The 18,047-nt window shown below is 64.2% G+C and carries 15 protein-coding genes and 1 pseudogene; 12 read left to right on the forward strand and 4 right to left on the reverse strand.

Annotated elements, in window-relative coordinates; genetic code table 11:
• Window positions 1–14: 14 nt before the first annotated feature.
• Both FJ979_RS30100 and FJ979_RS30105 read right to left on the reverse strand, forming a co-directional pair.
• Window positions 15–3,098, reverse strand: coding sequence for an efflux RND transporter permease subunit (locus tag FJ979_RS30100; protein WP_140517912.1), 3,084 nt, complete (start codon window positions 3,096–3,098; stop codon window positions 15–17).
• Complete coding sequence (locus tag FJ979_RS30105; protein WP_140584505.1) at window positions 3,095–4,408, reverse strand: efflux RND transporter periplasmic adaptor subunit; 1,314 nt, start codon at window positions 4,406–4,408, stop codon at window positions 3,095–3,097. The genes FJ979_RS30100 and FJ979_RS30105 overlap by 4 nt, the downstream gene beginning before the upstream one ends.
• A gap of 145 nt (window positions 4,409–4,553) precedes the next feature.
• On the opposite strand from FJ979_RS30105, the gene FJ979_RS30110 reads away from it, so the two are divergent.
• Window positions 4,554–5,123, forward strand: coding sequence for a TetR/AcrR family transcriptional regulator (locus FJ979_RS30110; protein ID WP_140517913.1), 570 nt, complete (start codon window positions 4,554–4,556; stop codon window positions 5,121–5,123).
• Window positions 5,124–5,179: 56 nt separating this feature from the next.
• Here FJ979_RS30110 and FJ979_RS33215 read toward each other — a convergent pair.
• Window positions 5,180–5,304 (reverse strand): annotated as a pseudogene (locus tag FJ979_RS33215) (acetoacetate decarboxylase family protein); the annotation flags it as partial.
• An 88-nt stretch (window positions 5,305–5,392) separates the two neighbouring features.
• Between FJ979_RS33215 and FJ979_RS30120 the strand changes: the two are divergent.
• The 7 genes from FJ979_RS30120 (at window position 5,393) to FJ979_RS30150 (ending at window position 11,959) form a co-directional block, all read left to right on the forward strand.
• A complete protein-coding gene (locus FJ979_RS30120; RefSeq protein WP_140584506.1) occupies window positions 5,393–6,181 on the forward strand; it encodes a 3-hydroxybutyrate dehydrogenase in 789 nt (262 codons plus the stop codon).
• Window positions 6,182–6,235: 54 nt separating this feature from the next.
• Window positions 6,236–6,475 carry a hypothetical protein gene (locus tag FJ979_RS30125; RefSeq protein ID WP_224684849.1) on the forward strand — a complete coding sequence of 80 codons (240 nt, stop codon included), beginning with the start codon at window positions 6,236–6,238 and terminating at the stop codon, window positions 6,473–6,475.
• A gap of 245 nt (window positions 6,476–6,720) precedes the next feature.
• Window positions 6,721–8,049 (forward strand): NAD(P)H-dependent oxidoreductase, encoded by a 1,329-nt coding sequence (locus FJ979_RS30130; RefSeq protein ID WP_140525493.1) that lies wholly within the window; start codon window positions 6,721–6,723, stop codon window positions 8,047–8,049.
• A 2-nt stretch (window positions 8,050–8,051) separates the two neighbouring features.
• Window positions 8,052–9,080, forward strand: coding sequence for a thiamine pyrophosphate-dependent dehydrogenase E1 component subunit alpha (locus FJ979_RS30135; RefSeq protein ID WP_140500625.1), 1,029 nt, complete (start codon window positions 8,052–8,054; stop codon window positions 9,078–9,080).
• Window positions 9,080–10,078: an alpha-ketoacid dehydrogenase subunit beta gene (locus tag FJ979_RS30140; protein ID WP_140558466.1), complete on the forward strand. Its 999-nt coding sequence runs from the start codon at window positions 9,080–9,082 to the stop codon at window positions 10,076–10,078. Before FJ979_RS30135 ends, FJ979_RS30140 begins: the two co-directional genes overlap by 1 nt.
• 3 nt (window positions 10,079–10,081) lie before the next feature.
• Window positions 10,082–11,476 carry a pyruvate dehydrogenase complex dihydrolipoamide acetyltransferase gene (locus FJ979_RS30145; RefSeq protein ID WP_140561609.1) on the forward strand — a complete coding sequence of 465 codons (1,395 nt, stop codon included), beginning with the start codon at window positions 10,082–10,084 and terminating at the stop codon, window positions 11,474–11,476.
• Between the two features lie 114 nt (window positions 11,477–11,590).
• The gene (locus FJ979_RS30150) at window positions 11,591–11,959 is read left to right on the forward strand and encodes a hypothetical protein (RefSeq protein ID WP_140561611.1); all 369 of its coding nucleotides are present in this window, start codon (window positions 11,591–11,593) and stop codon (window positions 11,957–11,959) included.
• 18 nt (window positions 11,960–11,977) lie between these two features.
• On the opposite strand, the gene FJ979_RS30155 is transcribed toward FJ979_RS30150, so the two are convergent.
• Window positions 11,978–12,955: a sugar-binding transcriptional regulator gene (locus tag FJ979_RS30155; protein WP_140500629.1), complete on the reverse strand. Its 978-nt coding sequence runs from the start codon at window positions 12,953–12,955 to the stop codon at window positions 11,978–11,980.
• A 263-nt stretch (window positions 12,956–13,218) separates the two neighbouring features.
• Between FJ979_RS30155 and FJ979_RS30160 the strand changes: the two genes are divergently transcribed.
• From FJ979_RS30160 to FJ979_RS30175, 4 genes are all read left to right on the forward strand, one after another.
• The gene (locus tag FJ979_RS30160; protein WP_140525497.1) at window positions 13,219–14,205 is read left to right on the forward strand and encodes an ABC transporter substrate-binding protein; all 987 of its coding nucleotides are present in this window, start codon (window positions 13,219–13,221) and stop codon (window positions 14,203–14,205) included.
• A 78-nt stretch (window positions 14,206–14,283) separates the two neighbouring features.
• Entirely contained in the window at window positions 14,284–15,987 is a 1,704-nt protein-coding gene (locus FJ979_RS30165; protein WP_140584507.1) for an iron ABC transporter permease, read from the forward strand.
• Window positions 15,975–17,051, forward strand: coding sequence for an ABC transporter ATP-binding protein (locus tag FJ979_RS30170; protein WP_140584508.1), 1,077 nt, complete (start codon window positions 15,975–15,977; stop codon window positions 17,049–17,051). Before FJ979_RS30165 ends, FJ979_RS30170 begins: the two co-directional genes overlap by 13 nt.
• On the forward strand, window positions 17,051–18,047 hold a 997-nt coding region (locus FJ979_RS30175; RefSeq protein ID WP_140584509.1), incomplete at its 3' end, for an MBL fold metallo-hydrolase. The genes FJ979_RS30170 and FJ979_RS30175, both read left to right, overlap by 1 nt.

Raw genomic sequence — 18,047 nt, forward strand, 5'->3', positions numbered from 1 at the left:
CAATGCCGTTTCCATCAGCTCGGCAATGCCGGCATCAATTTGGGATCCGGCTTCTCGGCCAGCTGGGGCAAGTCCTTGCTGGCAATGAAGGTATAGAACATGGGCACGACGAAGAGCGTGAACATGGTGCCTACCAGGATGCCGGTGAAAATGACCAGGCCCATCGAATAACGGGCCGCGGCGCCGGCGCCGCTGGACGTGATCAGCGGCACCACGCCAAGCGCCATCGCCGCCGTCGTCATCAGGATAGGCCGCAGCCGCACCTTGGCCGAAGCGATGATGGCGTCGCGCCGCCGCATACCGTGGATCTCGCGCTGCTGGTTGGCGAACTCGACCAGCAGGATGCCGTGCTTGGTGATCAGGCCGATCAGCGTGATCAGTCCGACCTGCGTGTAGATGTTGAGTGTGCCGAGGCCCAGATTGAGCGGCACGATGGCGCCGAAGATCGACAGCGGCACCGCCATCATGATGATCAGCGGATCACGGAAGCTTTCGAACTGCGCCGCCAGCACCAGATAGATGACGATGACGGCCGCCCCGAAAGCGATCAGGATCGTGTTGCCCTGTTCCTTCTCCTGCCTGGACTGGCCCGAATAGTCGATGAAGAAGGTGTCGGGCAGGCTCTCCCTGGCTATGTCCTCGAGGACTTTCAATCCATCGCCCGTGGTGACGCCGGGCAGCGGCAGCGCCGAGATCGTCGACGAATTCAGCTGGTTGAACTGCTCGATCGCGGCCGGCGACGCATTGGTCGAGATCTTCACCACCGCCGACAGCGGCACCATCTCGCCCGTTACGCTGCGCACGAAGTACTCGCCGAGTTTTTCGGGATTGTCGCGGAATTCTTTCGGCACCTGCGGGATGATGTCGTAGCTGTTGGAGTCGCGGTCGAACTGCGCCACTTCGGCGCCGCCGACCAGCAGCGTCAGCGTCCGGCCGATATCGGCGATCGGCAGGTTCAGCGCCGCGGCGCGGTCGCGATCGATGGTCACCGTCACCTGCGGCGCGTCATAGGCCATCGAATTCTGCACGACGATGAAGCGGCCGGAGGCCTGTGCCTTGTTCTTGATCTTCTCGGCCACGTCGTACACTTCCGAGGAGTCGCCGGTCGATCGCACCACCAGGGCGATGGGCAGGCCGCCGCCGGAGCCCGGCAGCGTCGGTGGCGCAAAGACGAAGGCCTGGACGCCCGCCACCTTGGCGAGACGGGCTGTGATGTCGGCCTGCAGCTCCTTCGAGTTGCGCTTGCGCTCCGCCCAGTCCTTGAAGGCGAAACCGACGAACGCACTGTTCGTCGTGCCGCCGAACGCGACGGCCGAGAACTGCGCCCGCGTTTCGGGAATATCCTTCACCAGACCGAGCATCTGGTTGACGTAAGTCTCGGTGTAATCGGATGTCGCATAACGCGGCGCCGTTACAAGCGAGAGCAGGAAGCCCTGGTCTTCTTCCGGCGCCAGTTCGGTTGAGGTCTTGGTGAACATGAAGCCGGTCACCCCGACAAGCGCCAGCACGATGATCAGCGTCAGCGGGCGATAGTTGAGCGACCCGGTGACGGCCCGCTCATAGACGTGCTCGACCCGCGCGAAAGTGCCGTCGACAATGCGCTGGAAACGGCCTGGCGTGCCGGACTTCAGCAGGCGCGCCGACATCATTGGCGTGATGGTGATGGCGATCACGCCCGACAGCACCACCGAGCCGGCGAGCGTGACGGCGAATTCGCGGAACAGCGCGCCGGTCAGGCCGCCGGTGAAGGCCAATGGCGCGAACACCGCGGCCAGCGTCATGGTCATGGCGACGATGGCGGTGGCGATCTCGCGCATGCCGTTGAAGGCCGCCTGCATCGGCGACATGTGGTCTTCTTCCATGTGGCGGTGGATATTCTCCACCACCACGATGGCGTCGTCGACGACGAGGCCGATCGCCAGAACCATGGCGAGCAGGGACAGAAGGTTGATCGAATAGCCCACCGCGAACAACAGGAAGCAGACGCCGATCAGCGACAGCGGGATGGTGACGATGGGCATCATCACCGAACGGAAAGAGCCAAGGAACAGAAGGATGACGACGACGACGATGGCAACGGCCTCGCCGATGGTCTTGAACACTTCGTCGATCGAGGCGCTGATCTGCCCGGTCGCGTCGTAGACGATCTCGATCGTCATGCCCTTCGGCAACGTCTCCTGGATTTGAGGCACCAGCCTGGTGAGCGCCGCCGCCGTGGTCAGAGGATTGGCAGCCGGGGTCGGGAAGATGGCGAGGAAGGTGCCTGGCTTGCCGTTGAAGGAAACCCTGGTGTCGGTGTTCTCGGCGCCCAGTTCGACGCGGGCGACATCGCGCAGCCGCACCACATTGCCGTCGGTCGAGCGCAGCGGCAGCTCGGCGAAGGCTTCCGGCGTCTGCAGCGTCGAGCGCACGGTGATCGAGGAGACGACATATTCGTTCTCGGTGTTGCCGGGCGCCGACAGGAAGTTGGAGTTGTTGATCGCCGTCAGCACTTCCGATGCCGTCACGCCGCGCGCGGCGAGCCTGACCGGATCGATCCAGACGCGCATCGAGTATTCCTGGGCACCGAAGATCTGCACGTCGGCGACGCCTTCGACCGTCGACATGCGGGGCCTGATGACGCGCTCGATATACTCGGTCAGCTGCTCCTTGGTCATGTTCGGGTTCTGCATCGAGATGTACATCATCGCGAACTGCTGGCCCGTGCCCTTGACGATGACGGGATCCTTGGAGGCGTCCGGCAAGGTGCCGCGCACGCCCTGGACCTTGGACAGCACTTCGGTCAGCGCGACGTCCGGGTTGGAGCCGAGCTTCATCTGCACCGTCACGGTGCTGGAGGACGGTCGGCTCGACGACGTGACGTAATCGATGTTCTCGGTCGAGGCGACGGCGCGCGCGATCGGAGCGGAAATGAAGCCCTGGATCAGGTCGGCGCTGGCGCCCGGATAGGCCGTCGTGATGGTGATCGCGGTTTCGTCAACCTTCGGATACTGGCGGATCGACAGGCTGAATATGCCCTGGAAACCCAGGAGCAGGATCATGCAGGCAAGGACCGTGGAGAGGACGGGCCGGCGAATGAAGAGATCGGAAACGCTCATTGCTGGTCGGCCTGCTTGTTCGCCGATTTGGTTGGGTCGATGGTGTTGTCGACGTTGACGGACATGCCGTTGAAGAGGCGATTCTGACCTGCCGTGACAACCTCATCGCCCGCCTTGAGGCCCTCGACGATCTCGACCATGCCCTCGTTGCGGCGGCCGGGCTTGACGAATACCTGCGACAGGACCAGGGCAGGCTGCTCGCCCCCCGTGGCCGGCTTGGCCTGATCGGCGGCGGCCTTGTCCGCTGGTTTTGCCGCATCGGCGGCAGGCTTCGCGGCTTCGGCCGGTTTGGCATCGGCCGCGGGCTTGGCGTCGGCCGGCTTGTCGGTCGCCGCCGCGGCGGGGTTTGTCTCCGGCTTGGTCGGCTGCGCCTCGGCGGGCTTTGCCGGGTGCACCACGAATATGTAGTCGCCATAGAGGCTGGTGGTCAGCGCCGTCTGCGGCAGCGCCAGCACATTCTGCTCCTCGGGCAGTTCGACACGCACTTGCACGAACTGGCCGGGGGTCAGCTTGCCTTCGGGATTGGCGACTTCCGCCCGGATGTTCACCAGCCGACTGGACGGGTCGATCTTGGGATCGATACCGCGAATGGTCCCGGCAAAAGGCATGTCGCCGCCGCTGAGGCCCAGCCGAACCGTCTGCCCGATCTTGAGCAGCGGCAGTTGCTGTTCGGGAACCGTGAAGTCGACCCGCATCGTGTCGAGATCCTGCAGCGTCACCACGGCGGTGCCGGGCGCCAGATATTGGCCTAGATCGATCTTCGGGATGCCGACGGTTCCAGCAAAGGGCGCCGTCAGCTGCTTCTGGTCGAGCACTGCCTGAAGCCTGTTGACCTGGGATGCCGAGGCGGACGCGGCCGCACGTGCGGTGTCCAAGGTCGAGTCCGAGCCGACACCGCGCTTGGTCAGTTCGAGCGCGCGGGTCAGCGATGTCTGATCGAGCGCCGCCTGCGCCTTCTGTGCCGCGAGATCGGCACGCTCTACGGCGTCGTCGAGCTGCAGCAGCACCGCATTGGCCGCCACTTTCTCGTTGGCATGGAAGGGGATCTCCTTGACGATGCCGGCGGTCTCAACCGTCAGGTCGACACCGCGCACGGCGCGGACCGTGCCGATCGCCTCGATGCCCGGCGTCCAGTTCGACGGCTTGACGATGGTTGTCGACACGGTTGCCGCTGGCGGCTTCATCGTGGCGAAATATTGCTTGATGCCGTTGTCACGCAGGAAATTGAACCCGACGATGCCGCCGACCACGATGACGAGCACGGCCAACACAAGAATGATGATAACGAAACGGAGTATGCGCTTGAACAAGGAAGTCCCCTCAGTCGAAATCCGGCGCGAAGCGCGGATATCGGGACACATATCGACTGCGGGCCCCGATTTCAAATGACCGCGGTCTTACTGTACCGTCTGGACGGTCTTGTCAATTGGGCCTAAGCTTGCGATGGGAGGCGCCATGAAAGCCCAACGAACGAACTCGCGCGAGAGGATTCTCGCTGCGGCGGCGGACGTCGCACGGGAATCCGGTCCCGGTAGCCTGTCCCTGGATGCCGTCGCCAGCCGCGCCGGCGTATCGAAAGGCGGACTGCTCTACAATTTCCCGACCAAGGCCAAATTGATGCAGGGCCTGGTCGAAGGCTATCTGCGCGAATTCGAGCAGGCGCTAGAGACCGCCAGCAGCAACGACAATGGCGCAAATCCGCTCGCCGTCTACATCAGGCTTTCGGCCAAGGATTGCGAGGACAAGCAGCCATCGGCGTCGTGGATATTTTCGGCGATCGCCGAGGATCCGGACTTCATGTCGCCGATAAAGACGTTCAAGCGACAACTCTTCCAACGACTGAAGAGCGAGACGCCGGATCTCAAGTCGCTGCTGGTCTGCTATCTCGCCATCGAGGGCCTGCGCAGCATGAACCTGTTCGACGCGGACGTGCTTTCCCCAGACGAGCGGCAATTGCTGGTGTCGTCGCTGCTGGAAATCGCCGGGTCGCCCGATGTTGGCCCTGCCCGGGCCAAGCGACCCTGACGGACCATCAGGGCGGTTCGGTTTCCAGGCAATTCCGGAGGAAAAACCGCGCTCGCGCCGGTGATCGGCGCGTCGTCGAGGTACATCGAGTGGACATAGTCGCCATGCTGGCCTTGTAGCGCACCGGAATGACGTGACCGGTCTCGGTGTAGTCGCCGAAGCCGGTCGAGTCGGGCATGCGCGGATATATGGCTGTGGCATCGTCATGTTGCGGCGCACAAGACCGCGCCCTATCTTTCGTGTTCCCTCCCACCATATCGAGATCACCCATGGGTTCCCTGTCTTCGAAGAATGCGCTCGTCACCGGCTCGACCAGCGGCATCGGCCTGGCCATCGCCCGCGCCTTCGCCGCCGAAGGCGCCAATCTCACCATCAACGGCCTGGGCGAGGCCACGGCGATCGAGCAGGAGCGCGCCGGCATCGAGAAGGATTTCGGCGTCAAATGCCGCTACTCCGGCGCCAACATGATGGACGGCGCGGCGGTCAGCGCCATGGTGCATGAGGCGGAAGAGGCGTTCGGCAGCCTCGACATCCTGGTCAACAACGCCGGCATCCAGCATGTCGCGCCGATCGAGGAATTCCCGGACGACAAATGGGAAGCGATCATCCGCATCAACCTCGTGTCGGCCTTCTACGCGATAAAAGCGGCGCTGCCTGGCATGAAGAGCCGCAAATGGGGCCGCATCATCAACACGGCTTCCGCTCATGCGCTCGTCGCCTCGCCGTTCAAATCCGCCTATGTCTCGGCCAAGCACGGCATATCAGGCCTGACCAAGACGGTGGCGCTGGAAGTCGCGCAGGACGGCATCACCGTCAACGCGATCGCGCCCGGCTATGTCTGGACGCCGCTGGTCGAGAAGCAGATCCCCGACACGATGAAGGCGCGCGGCATGACCGAGGAACAGGTCAAGCGCGATGTGCTTCTGGCCGCACAGCCGACAAAGGAATTCGTCGCCGTCGAGGACCTTGCCGCCCTGGCGCTGTTCCTGTGCTCGGATTCAGCCAGGCAGATCACCGGCACGACCTTGCCGATGGACGGCGGCTGGACGGCACAATAGAGCCCAGGCGAGGCGTTCTGTTCCTCGCTGATGCCTTCGGGAGCCGGCAAGCGGTTGCAAGAAGCACAGGACCGGTCGGTCCTCCTGTTTATGCACCACCCGCCGTTCGGCATCCACATGCCGGTGCTCGACGAGGTCACGCTAACCGACGCCGATGCCCTTCAAGAGCTATTCCAACGCCATGGCAGTGTCCGTCACATCTTCGCCGGACGTGTCCACCGGCTGATCGCCGGCAAATGGCGCGGCATTCCGGTCAGCACCATCATCCATTTCCACGATTTTCCGGTTGGCTAGCACTTAAGCAGGGGGCGCCCCTTCTCTCGCCATCAAGCGCGGTCACGGTTGAAGTTTTCCGGGCCCGAATGCGTCGAACCGTCGCGAGCCGTTTGGTTGTCGGATTTGCCGGTTTTCCCACCTTGCTCGTGATGCTGGAAAGGGTACAAAAGTGCTACGAATCTGGACATTAGTCTTGACAGAAATACAGATGTTCAATACCCGTCAGGTGATTGAATAGCAGCATTACGGGAGGAATGAGCGGTATGGCTTCCAATGTTTCGTTGACGGGCCTTGCCCGTGATCTCGAGGTGCGGGCCAAGTCGGGCAAGCCAATCCGCATCGGCTTGATCGGTTCGGGCGAGATGGGAACCGACATCGTCACCCGCGTCGCCCATATGTCCGGCATCGAGATCGGCGCCATTTCCGAGCTGAACCTGCCCGCCGCCAGCAAGGCCGTGGATATCGCCTTCCAGGAAACCGGGCATGCGCGCGAAGTGTCGAACGCCTCGGCGATGACGGCCGCCATGGAGGCCGGCAAGGTGGCGGTCACCAACGACGCCAGCCTGGTCATCAACAATGACCTGATCGACGTCGTCATCGACGCCACCGGCGTTCCCGCCGTCGGCGCCGAGATCGGCTTGCGCGCCATGGAGCACGGCAAGCACCTGGTGATGATGAATGTCGAGGCCGACGTCACCATCGGCGCCTATCTCAAGAGCGAGGCCGACCGGCTCGGCGTCACCTATTCGCTGGGCGCCGGCGACGAGCCGTCTTCCTGCATGGAGCTTATCGAATTCGTCTCGGCGATGGGCCATCCGATCGTCGCCGCCGGCAAGGGCAAGAACAATCCGCTCAACATCGACGCCACGCCGCCCGACTATGAAGAGGAAGCCAAGCGCCGGCACATGAATGTGCGTATGCTGGTCGAGTTCGTCGACGGCTCCAAGACCATGGTCGAGATGGCGGCGATCGCCAACGCCACCGGGCTGGTGCCCGACAAGGCCGGCATGCATGGTCCGGCGGCGACGCTCGGCGAATTGTCCAAGGTGCTGGTGCCGCAGAAGGACGGCGGCGTGCTGTCGAAGGTCGGCGTCGTCGACTATTCGATCGGCAAGGGTGTCGCGCCCGGCGTGTTCGTCGTCGCCGACATGTCGCATCCGCGCATTTCGGAGCGCATGGAAGATTTGAAGATGGGCAAGGGCCCGTACTTCACCTTCCATCGGCCCTACCATCTGACCTCGCTCGAAGTGCCCCTGACCTGCGCCCGCGTCGTGCTCTACGGCAAGGCCGACATGGTGCCGCTGGCAAAGCCGGTGGCCGAAGTCGCAGCCGTGGCCAAGAAGGACATGAAGCCGGGCGAGAAGCTCGATGCGATCGGCGAATATTGCTACCGCGCCTGGATCATGACGGCGCCGGAAGCACATGCCGCCAGGGCCATTCCCTGCGGTCTGCTGCAAGGCGGTTCGGTAACGGCGCCGATCAAGAAGGGCGAGCTCATCACCTACGCCAATGCCGCCCCGGCTCCCGGCTCCAAGATCGCCGAACTGCGCGCGCGCCAGGACAAGCTCGTCTACGGAACCGTGGAGGTGTGATCATGGCCGCAGCCAGCAAAGCCGTCGCGGACAGCCGCGCCAACCTGCCCTTCGTCTATCGCCAGTACAGCGCCGAGCAGCTCAGACAGGTGCTCTACAAGATGTACCTCATCCGCCGCTTCGAAGAGGGCGCGGAGGAGAGCTACACGCGCGGCCTCATCCACGGCACCATGCATCTGTCGATCGGGCAGGAAGCCAGCGCCATGGGCATCTGCATGCCGCTCGGCGAGGATGACCAGATCACCTCGACGCATCGCGGCCACGGCCACTGCATCGCCAAGGGCGCCGAGGTCAAGCGCATGTTCGCCGAGTTCTTCGGCAAGACCACCGGCTACTGCAAGGGACGCGGCGGCTCGATGCACATCGCCGACGTGGCCAAGGGCAATCTGGGCGCCAATGGTATCGTCGGCGGCGGCATTCCGATCGCCGTCGGGGCGGCGCTCTCCTCCAAGATGATGAAGACCGGCAAGGTCGTGGTCTCCTTCTTCGGCGACGGCGCCAACAATGAGGGCGCTTTCCACGAGGCGCTGAACATGGCGGCGATCTGGAAGCTGCCGGTGATTTTCGTGTGCGAGAACAATGGCTACGGCATGTCGACGTCGACGGCCCGCTCGACCGCGGTCAAGAACATCGCCGAGCGCGCCGCCGCCTATTCGATGCCCGGCGTCATCGTCAACGGCAACATTTTTTCGGAGGTCGCCGAGGCGTCCTACAAGGCCGTCGAGCGCGCACGCGCGGGCGAGGGGCCGACGCTGATCGAGTCCAAGACCTACCGCCATCGCGGCCATTCCAAGAGCGACCGCAACCGCTATCGCACCAAGGAGGAGATCGAGGACTGGATGTCGAACCGCGATCCGATCACCCTGTTCGAAAGCGAGCTGCGCGACTTCGGGTTCATTGACGACAAGGGCATCGAGGCGATCCGCGAAGCGGTGGCCAAGGAAATCGCCGACGGCATCGAGTTCGCCAAGGCGAGCCCGTCGCCTGATGTCAGCGAGACCGGAAATTACGTGTATACGGAGCAGGCGTGATGGACGCGATGGTGCGTGAACTGAGCTACGCCCAGGCGATCCAGGAAGCCATGGCGATCGCCATGGACATGGACGAACGCGTCTTCCTGATGGGCGAGGACATCGGCGTCTATGGCGGCGCCTTCCAGGTGACCGGCGATCTGGTCGAGCGCTACGGCGCGGACCGGGTGATGGATACGCCGATCTCGGAACTGGGCGGCGCGGGTGTCGCGGTGGGTGCGGCCCTCACCGGGATGCGGCCGATCTTCGAGTTCCAGTTCTCCGACTTTGCCACGCTCGCCATGGAGCAGATCGTCAACCAGGCGGCCAAGATGCGCTTCATGCTGGGCGGTGAGGTTTCCGTTCCCGTGGTGATGCGCTTTCCCGCCGGTTCCGGCACCGGTGCCGCCGCGCAGCACAGCCAGAGCCTGGAGGCCTGGCTCGGCCATGTGCCGGGCCTAAAGGTCATCCAGCCGGCGACGCCGCACGATGCCAAGGGCATGCTTTTGGCTGCCGTCGCCGATCCCGATCCGGTGATGATCTTCGAGCACAAGCTGCTCTACAAGATGAAGGGCCCGGTTCCGGAAGGCTACTACACGGTGCCGATCGGCAAGGCCGATATCCGCCGCGAAGGGCGCGATCTCACCATCGTCGCCACCTCGATCATGGTGCAGAAGGCGCTCGACGCCGCGGCCGCGCTGGAAGCGGAAGGCATCGACGTCGAAGTCGTCGACCTCAGGACGATCCGGCCGATGGACAAGCAGACCGTCATCGACAGCGTCAAGAAGACGTCGCGGCTGATGTGCGTCTACGAAGCGGTCAAGACGCTGGGCATCGGCGCCGAGGTCAGCGCCATGATCGCCGAGAGCGAGGCGTTCGACTATCTCGACGCGCCGATCGTGCGGCTGGGCGGCGCGGAGACGCCGATCCCGTACAATCCGGAGCTGGAGAAGGCGACGGTGCCGCAGGTTCCCGGCATCATCACCGCCGCCCGCGACCTCGTGAGAGGGGTTCGCTGAGACATGCCGACCGAAGTCATTCTTCCCAAGGTCGACATGGACATGGCGACCGGACAGATCTCGCGCTGGTTCGCCGAGGAAGGCGCCCGGGTCAAGAAGGGCGACGTGCTGTTCGAGATCGAGACCGACAAGGCGGCGATGGAAATCGACGCGCCGGCCAGCGGCATCCTGCGCGATGTCTCCGGCAAGGAAGGCGTCGATATCCCCGTCGGCGCACCGGTCGCGTGGATCTATGCCGAGGGCGAGACTTATGCGCCAATCTCCCCCATCGAGGGGGAGATGTCGGCGAAGCCGACAGAGGGGGTTGCCTCAAAAGGCACCGCCATCGCGCTGAGCCCGGTCGAACCGACCCCACCCGACCGGCCTTTGGCCGGCCACCCTCCCCTCGAGGGGGAGGGGAAAACCCGCGCTACACCCTTGGCGCGTCGATTGGCTCGTGAAGCAGGACTGAATCTCTCCGGCATACCAGGCACAGGCCCACATGGCCGCGTCGTGAAGGCGGATATCGATGCGGTACTCTCATCCCCCCTCGAGGGGGAGGTGTCCGCGAAGCGGACGGAGGGGGTCGTCTCAGGAGGCACCGCTTTTGCGCCGAGCCCCGTCGAAGCAACCCCACCCGACCGGCCTGCGGCCGGCCACCCTCTCTTCAAGGGGGAGGGGGACGTGCTGCGCCTGTTCGAGGAAGGCTCCTACGATCTCGTCCCGCACGACAATATGCGCAAGACCATCGCGCGGCGGCTGGTCGAGGCCAAGACCACCATCCCGCATTTCTACCTGACGCTCGATTGCGAGCTCGATGCGCTGCTTTCGCTGCGCACGCAGCTCAATGTGGCCGCACCGGTAAAGAAGACCGACAAGGGCGAGGCGCCCGCCTACAAGCTCTCGGTCAACGACATGGTGATCAAGGCGATGGCCATGGCCCTGAAGGCGGTGCCGGATGCCAATGCCTCGTGGACCGAAAGCGCCATGGTCAAGCACAGGCATGCCGATGTCGGCGTTGCCGTCTCGATCCCCGGCGGCCTGATCACGCCGATCATTCGGCATGCGGACGAAAAGACGCTGTCGGTGATCTCCAACGAGATGAAGGACCTGGCCAGCCGCGCGCGCAGCCGCAAGCTGAAGCCCGAGGAATATCAGGGCGGCACCACGGCGGTGTCGAACCTTGGCATGTTCGGCATCAAGGATTTCGCCGCCGTCATCAACCCGCCGCATGCGACGATCCTGGCAGTGGGCGCCGGCGAGGAGCGGGCGGTGGTCAAGAACGGCGAGATCAAAATCGCCACGGTGATGTCGGTGACGCTGTCGACCGACCATCGCGCCGTGGACGGAGCGCTGGGCGCCGAACTGCTGGTCGCCTTCAAGAAGCTGATCGAGAACCCGATGGGCATGCTGGTGTAGGTCACGTTGACGTGAGGAGGCGTCGAATGATGCGCCGGCTCACCACAGAATCGACTTGTCAGGCGCGAACCCTTCGCCCATGTTTCAGGTGGACTGTGATCAAGGGAGGTCCGCATGCCCGCATTCGATCCATCCGACGTCAAGACCCTGTTCGGCAAGGTGATGGGCGCGTCTCCGTCCGACATCAAGCTGGTGGCGCAGCGCCTGCACGATCACGCTTTCGAGCCGCGTATGTCGGGGGACGAAACCAAGCAACTCGTCGCCAGTCTCGGCTATGAGAGCCTGGATGCGTTCTGCGCCGATATCGGCTTGCCTGCGCATATCGCGGAGCGCTGGGGCCGCTTCGGCGTTTCCGGCGAGATGAAGCAGGTGTTCACGCTGCTGGCGGCCCAGCGCAGGCGGGTGGCCGAGGCGATCGCCGAATTCGAATCCATGACCCATGTCGGCGTCGAGGATTTCTTGCGCGAACGCGGCCTGATCTAAGCGGCACTGGAAGCAGCGTCAGCCAGCCTTTGCCAGCAGCGCCGTCGCCGTATCGCTGTCGGTGATCAGCACATTGGTGCTGACGGCCTTCAGCGCGGCGAGGATCGCGGCCACCTTGCGTTTTCCGCCGGCGGCCAGCACGACATTCGGCACCTGGCCGACGACATCGAGGTCGATGGCCATGACGCGGCCGTTGACTTCGTGGTCGACCAGCCTGCCTGAGGCATCGACGAAATAGCACAGCATGTTGGCGACCGCGCCCTTCGCTTTCAGCGACGCGATGAGCGACGACGGCACGATGCCGTGGCGGAAGATGGTCGCGTCCGGCGACATGTCGCCGACGGTAAGCAGCGCGATATCGGCGGCGGCAGCGCGCTGCCGCACGTCCTGCAGCGCCGGCTGCGCCCAGAGCAGGTCACGCAGCGAGGGGTTGTCGACCGTCACCGGCGCAGTGATCTGGTAGCTGTCGACCTCGAAGACATCGGCGACCTTGGCGGCGACGATCGACGGATTGATCCATTGCGAATGCGGCAGGCTGCCGACGAGCGCCACGACCGAGGCGTGCTTCAGCTGCCGGCGGGCGAGAAAGCCCAAACTTGCATGCAGGGTCGCGCCGCCGCCGATTGCCAGCGTCATGCCGTCCTGCATCTGCTCGCCGAGATAGGCCGCCACGGCGTGGCCGATCGCCTTCTCCAGGTGGTCTTGCGCCGAAGGCGTCGGGATGACGACGGCGGCATCGAGGCCCCAGCGCTTCTCGAGTGCACGTTCGAGCGCCACCTGTTCGGCGGTCGGCGCGTTGATCATGGTGACGACGATGCCCTCGGCCGTGCACGCGGCCAGCGTGCGCATGACCTTAACCCTGGAGACATCGAGCTTCTCGGCGATCTGCTCCTGCGTGAAGCCCTCCACATAATAGAGCCACGCCGTCTTGACGTTGAGATCCGACGACACCATCGGCAATCCGGAGCGGGCCGGTCTCGGTTTTTCCACGGGCATCGCTTTTCGTCCTCATGAGCCTTGGCCTGGGCCCCGCATCGCCTCTTCGGAGAAAGGCCGGCCGCGTGTCAACTGGCACCGGATGTCCGGCGTGTCGATTGTTGCACAGTTTTGTTCATTTGTAATTGACATCGAACATATGAACATATTCTGTATATCTCACGCGCTGTGTCATCCACCAGTCATATGCGCCGTGCAGGGAGGAAGAGACAGGGAACCGGCCGGGGCCGGACCAGTCGTGCACAGACAGGACAGGAGGTCTTATGAAGACGCTATTCATCAAGCTGCTGGGCAGCCAGCTGGCGCTCGCGGCAACTTTGTTTGCCGGCATGGCAAGTGCCGAAACGTTGACGCTCTACACATCCCAGCCGGAAGCCGATGCGGCCAAGACCGTGGAGGCCTTCAAGAAGGCGCAGCCCGGCATCGACGTGGCAATCTATCGTTCCGGTACCAGCGACATCCTCACAAAGATGGCGGCCGAATTCGCCGCCGGCAGCCCGCAGGCCGACGTGCTGTTGATCGCCGATGCGGTCTCGATGGAGTTGCTGAAGAAGGATGGCCGGCTGCTGCCTTATCCCGAGGCAAAGCTCGACGGCATCGAGCCGGATGCTTACGACGCCGACAAGACCTATTTCGGCAGCAAGCTGATCACCACCGGCATCGTCTACAACACCGCGGCTGCGCAAAAACCCGAGCATTGGGCCGATCTCGCCAAGCCGGCCTATGCCGATGGTCTCGTCATGCCGAGCCCGCTCTATTCAGGTGCCGCCGCCTACCTGCTTTCGGGTTTCGCCAGCGATGCCGATTACGGCTGGGATTTCTTCCAGAAGCTGAAGGCCAACAACACCGTCAGCGTGCGCGGCAATGGCGCGGTGCTGAAGTCCGTGGCATCAGGCGAGAAGCCCTATGGCATCCTCGTCGACTTCATGGCGATGAACGCCAAGAAGAAGGGCTCGCCGGTGGAATTCGTGTTCCCCTCGGAAGGCGTTCCGGCCGTGACCGAACCGGTCGCGATCATGAAGACGGCCAAGAATGTCGACGGCGCCAAGAAGTTCGTCGACTTCATTCTTTCGGACGAAGGCCAGAAGCTGGCGCTTTCGATGGGCTACCTGCCGGCACGGGCCTCGGTCGGCCGGCCCGAATGGCTGCCGGAAGGCGTCAAGGTCAAGGTAATGTCGTTCGACACCAAGGCAATCGTCGCCAAGACCGACGCCGACAAGGCGAAGTTCTCGGAACTGTTCGGCGGCTGACAAGGCTCGGCGATCCGGCCGGGATGCCGCTTCGGCGGCATCCCCACTGCGCGCTGGTCGAATTTCAGGAAAGCAACGATGCCATCAACGATCAGGGAAAGCCGGGGCCAGGAAATGGTCCTGACGGCGGCGGTAGCCGTCGTCATCGTGCTGCTCTCCCTGCTGCCGATGCTGCGCCTGATCAAGGAAATCGTGGCACCCGGCGGCACGGTGTCGACGATGGCCCTGGAGGCTGGACTGAGAAGCCCGGCGACCTGGATCGCCACCTGGCACACGCTTGTCGTCGGCATAGGCGGCACGGTGCTTGCCGTGCTGTCGGGAACGCTGGTGGCGGTGCTCATCACGCTGACCGACATACGCGGCCGAAGCGCGCTGGTGCTCTGCTACGTCATGCCGCTGATGATCGCGCCGCAGGTCACGGCGCTTGCCTGGCTGCAACTGTTCGGACCGGCCAGCCCGTTCCTCAAGCTGTTCGGCGCCGCACCGCCGCTGGGCACCAAGAACCCGCTCTATTCCACGTCGGGCATCATCCTGCTGCTCGGCGTGCAGTATGGCCCGCTGGTGTTCCTGCTGGTGCGCGCCGGCCTGCGCAAGCTGCCGCGCGAACTGGTCGAGGCGGCGCGAGCCGGCGGCGCGAGCTGGTTCACCGTGCTCGTCACCATCGTGCTACCCCTGATGACACCGTCGATCATGGCGGCAGCGGCACTGGCCTTCGTGTCCTGCGTCGGCAATTTCGGCATTCCCGCCTTTCTCGGCATTCCCGCCAATTACTTGGTGCTGCCGACCTTGATCTATCAAAAACTGGCCGGCGGCGGGCCGGCCGTGCTCGGCGAGACGGCGTTCCTGTCGGTGCTGATCGGCATCATCGCCATGGCCGGTATTATCGCCCAGGAGGTCATGAGCCGGCGCCGCGACTACCGCATCAGCTCCACCTCGCTGCCCGCCGAGCCCTACGAGCTTGGCCGCTGGCGTCCGATCGTCCAGGCCGGCATGTGGCTGCTGGTCGTGCTGGTGTTGTTCCTGCCGCTGTTCGGGCTGGTGCTGACGTCGCTGGTTCCCGGCTACGGCATCGCGCTCAGCGCCAAGACGGCGACGCTCGACAATTACCGTTTCGTGCTGTTCGAGCACGCTGCCGCCAGCCGCGCCTTCTTCAACAGCTTCTGGCTGTCTATCGCCGCCGCCTTCTTCGCGGTCCTCGTCGCCGTGCCGATCGGCTATCTCATTGCCTGGGGCAAGCAGCGCTGGGTGCGGCTGCTCAATCTTTCGGTCGAACTGCCCTATGCCTTGCCCGGCGTGGTGCTGGCGATCGCGTCGCTGCTGCTGTTCCTGCGGCCGATCCCGCTGACCGGCATACAGCTTTACAACACGGTCTGGATCATCCTCTACGCCTATCTCGCCCGCTTCCTGGTGCTGGCCTTGCGGCCGACGATCAGCGGCTATCACCAGATCGACCGGACGCTGGAGGAGGCTGCACAAGTGGCGGGCGCCGGCCTATTCACGCGCATGCGCACCATCGTCTTTCCTTTGGTGGCGCCGGCGGCGATCGCCGGCGGCCTGCTGATCTTCATGACGGCGCTCAGCGAGCTCACGGTCTCGGCGCTGCTGTGGTCGTCGGGTTCCGAGACAATCGGCGTGGTGATGTTCTCGTTCGAACAGGGCGGCGATTCCAACTACGCGGCGGCGATGTCCGTCATCACGGTCGCGGTCACCTTCGTGCTGATGCTGGTGACCAACCTGCTTGCCCCTCACCTTCCGAGTGGAGTTCTGCCATGGCGCGATTGACCCTGGACCATGTGACCAAGAGCTTCGCCGAGTTCGATGCGGTCAAGGACGTTTCGATCGATGTCGGCGACGGCGAATTCCTTGCCGTGCTCGGGCCTTCCGGCTGCGGCAAGACGACGTTGCTGCGGCTTGTCGCCGGCTTCGAGAAGGTGACGTCGGGCGAAATCCGCATCGGCAGCGAGGTCGTGTCGGGTGCAGGCGGCAGCGTTCCACCAGAGAAGCGGCGGGTCGGCATCGTCTTCCAGAACTACGCATTGTGGCCGCACATGACGGTCGCCGAGAACATCGGCTATTCGCTCAAGGTTGCAAAGCTGGACAAGGCGGTCGCCCGCCAGAAGGTTGCCGACGCGCTGGCCCTGGTCAATCTACAGGGGTTAGGAGACCGTAGGCCGGCCAACCTCTCCGGCGGCCAGCGCCAGCGCGTGGCCCTGGCGCGCTGCCTGGTCGCCGCGCCCTCGCTGGTATTGTTCGACGAGCCACTCGCCAATCTCGACGTGCATCTCAGGGCCTCGATGGAGGACGAGTTCGCCGCCTTTCACAAGCGCACCGGCACGACCATCGTCTACATCACCCACGATCAGGCCGAGGCCATGGCGCTGGCCGATCGCATCGCGGTGATGGATCACGGTCGCCTGGTCCAGCTCGCGACGCCGCGCGAGCTCTATCATGAGCCGGCGAATGAAATGGTGGCCTCCTTCATTTCACAGGGCATTCTGCTTCCGGCCGACGTGCTGAACGCCGAGGAAGCCGGTCATTGCAAGGTCCGGGTTCTCGGAACCGAGCTGGTCGTCCGCTGCCGGGCAGGCGAGCGGCCGCGCGCCAGCGCAAGGATCTGCTGCCGGTCGGCCGATCTCGACGTCTCGCCGGACGGCCCCGGCTTCGATGGCCTCGTCAAGCGGGTGATCTACCAGGGTGGCTCGGCGCGCATCGAATTTACGCCTTCCGCAGGACCTGATCTTACCTTGCATTTCGAGCAGCCCGACCCGGTCGTGCTGGAGAGCGGAGCCCAGGCGCGCCTGCGCATTAAGTCCGGCTGGGTAATCCCGGCGGAGGCGGCGTCGTGATGAAGCTGGACCTGGCCGGCGGCTTCGGCGAAAAGGGCCGCACCAGCGTTGCCGTCCGCAGCGGAAACGATCGCATCCTGCTCGATATCGGCATCAAGGTCGGGGCCACAGGGGCGGAGTACTATCCGGCACTTGACGGGTCGATCGCCGACATCGATGCGTTGTTTGTCTCGCATGCGCACGAGGATCACGTCGGTGCTCTGAGCTGGCTTTTGTCGCGCGGCTATGCCGGTCCGATTTTCATGACGGCCGAAACCCGCGCCGAGGCTCCGGCCACGCTCGCCGGCTATGCCGATCCCGGGGATCTCAAGCGATTTCCCTTTCCGGAAGATCGCATCGAGATTTTCGAACCCGGCGATTTGCTGAAGAGCGGCAATCTCACGGTCAGGACGGGGAGGTCGGGACATGTCGTCGGCGGCGTCTGGTTTGCCGTCGACGATGGCAAGAGCCGCGTCGTCTATTCGGCCGACGTGGTGCCGGACAGCAATGTCTTCGTGATGGACGCGATCCCCGAATGCGATCTTCTCGTTCTCGACGCGTCCTATGGCGCCGATCCCGTGCCGGGTGCGGCGCGCGCCGAGGCCATTTCGGGCTGGGTGGCGCGCCATTCGAACGGATGCCTTCTGCCGACGCCGCTGTCGGGGCGGTCGCTGGAATTGATCGCGGCCTTGCCGGGACCCTTCGCCATCCACGCCGGCATGCGTGCTTCGCTCGAAGCGCAGATCGCCGCCACTTCAGCGCTGCTGCCTGGCGTATCCGAGATCCTGCGCTTGCGGCTGGGTAGTGCCGCAGACTGGACCGACGCCGACCCGCTGCCCTCGCTGCCCTTGCTGGCCGATGACGGCATGGGCGAGGCCGGGCCTTCGTCCCGCCTGCTGCCGCGCGCCGACCGGGCCGGCTTTCCGGTGTTGCTGACCGGGCATCTGCCCTCCGGCTCCCCCGGCGATCTGCTGCACAAGGCCGGCCGGGCGGACTGGGTGCGCATGCCCACCCACC

Origin of the sequence: Mesorhizobium sp. B1-1-6, assembly GCF_006443035.1 — a bacterium.
Classification (GTDB): Bacteria; Pseudomonadota; Alphaproteobacteria; order Rhizobiales; family Rhizobiaceae; genus Mesorhizobium.